This window comes from Caballeronia sp. INML1 (assembly GCF_023631085.1).
Classification (GTDB): domain Bacteria; phylum Pseudomonadota; class Gammaproteobacteria; order Burkholderiales; family Burkholderiaceae; genus Caballeronia; species Caballeronia turbans.
Genome location: NZ_JALQDT010000034.1, coordinates 1 through 1,863, shown reverse-complemented (window position 1 = coordinate 1,863; position 1,863 = coordinate 1). Strand labels below are relative to the sequence as shown.

At 63.3% G+C, this 1,863-nt stretch carries 1 protein-coding gene; it reads left to right on the top strand.

The window, feature by feature from the left end; all coding sequences use genetic code 11:
* Window positions 1-1,863 (top strand): NADP-dependent malic enzyme (locus tag NCR38_RS11290; protein ID WP_250477081.1); only part of this gene is annotated, 1,863 nt, incomplete at both ends.

Below are 1,863 nucleotides of genomic sequence, written 5' to 3'. Positions count from 1 at the left end.
AGCGATCCGCACAAGCTCGTCGATGTGATCGCCGCGCTCGAACCGACCTTCGGCGGCATCAATCTGGAAGACATCAAGGCGCCGGACTGCTTCATCGTCGAGCGGGAATGCCGCAAGCGCATGAAGATTCCAGTCTTTCACGACGACCAGCACGGCACCGCGATCGTCGTCGCGGCGGCGATCACCAATGGTCTGAAGGTGGTCGGCAAGGACATCGGCGAAGTGAAGCTCGTGGCCTCGGGCGCTGGCGCGGCGGCGCTGGCCTGCCTGAACCTGCTCGTCGATCTCGGCATGAAGCGCGAGAACATCTTCGTGACGGATCTGGCCGGCGTGGTCTACAAGGGCCGCACCGAACTGATGGATCCGGACAAGGAACTGTTCGCCCGCGAAACCAGCGCGCGCACGCTCGCCGAAGTGATCGAAGGCGCGGACGTGTTCCTCGGTCTCTCGGCCGGCGGCGTGCTCAAGCAGGACATGGTCAAGCAGATGGCCGCGAAGCCGCTGATTCTCGCGCTCGCCAACCCGACGCCGGAAATCCTGCCGGAACTCGCGCTCGAAGTGCGCCCGGACGCGCTGCTGGCGACGGGCCGCACGGATTATCCGAACCAGGTCAACAACGTTCTGTGCTTCCCGTTCATCTTCCGCGGGGCGCTCGACGTTGGCGCGACCGTGATCACGAAGGAAATGGAGATCGCGGCTGTGAACGCGATTGCGGAACTGGCGCGTCAGGAGCAGAGCGATATCGTCGCGACGGCTTATGGCATTCAGGATCTGTCGTTCGGCCCCGAATATCTGATTCCGAAGCCCTTCGATCCGCGTCTCATCGTGAAGATCGCGCCGGCCGTGGCGAAGGCCGCGATGGATTGCGGCGTGGCGACGCGTCCGATCGAGGACATGGAAGCCTACGAGCAGCATCTGCAGCAGTTCGTCTATCACAGCGGCACGACGATGAAGCCCGTGTTCCAGCTCGCGCGCAGCGTCGAGCCGGAGAAAAAGCGCATTGTGTTTGCGGAAGGCGAGGAAGAGCGCGTGCTGCGCGCGGTGCAGATCGCCGTCGATGAAAAGATCGCCAAGCCGATTCTCATCGGCCGGCCGGCGGTTATCGAGCAACGCGTCCAGAAGTTCGGCCTGCGTCTCACGGCGGGCACCGACTTCACGGTCGTCGATACCGATCACGACGAACGCTACCGCGACTTCTGGCAGAGCTATTACAAGATGATGGCGCGCAAGGGCATCAGCCAGCAGATGGCGAAGCTCGAAATGCGCCGCCGCACGACGCTCATCGGCGCGATGCTCGTGCAGAAGGGCGAAGCCGACGGCATGATCTGCGGCACGGTGAGCACCACGCATCGCCATTTGCACTTCATCGATCAGGTGATCGGTAAGAAGGAAGGCGCGAAGGTCTACGCGGCGATGAACGCGCTGGTGTTGCCGGGCCGGCAGATTTTCCTGGTCGATACACACGTGAACGTCGATCCGACGCCCGAGCAGCTCGCTGAAATCACGATGCTGGCGGCGGAAGAAGTGAAGCGCTTCGGCATCGTGCCGAAGATCGCGCTGTTGTCGCATTCGAACTTCGGCACGAGCAATGCCCCGACCGCGCAGAAGATGCGCGACGTGCTCGCGATCCTCAAGGAGCGCGCGCCCGATCTGGACGTGGATGGCGAAATGCACGGCGACGTCGCGCTGGATGCGCGGCTGCGCAAGGAAGTGCTGCCGGAATCGACGCTCGAAGGCGACGCGAATCTGCTGATCCTGCCGAATATCGACGCGGCGAACATCTCGTACAACCTGCTGAAGACGGCGGCGGGCAGCGGCATCGCCATCGGGCCGATTCTGCTCGGCGCCGCGAAGCCGGTTCAC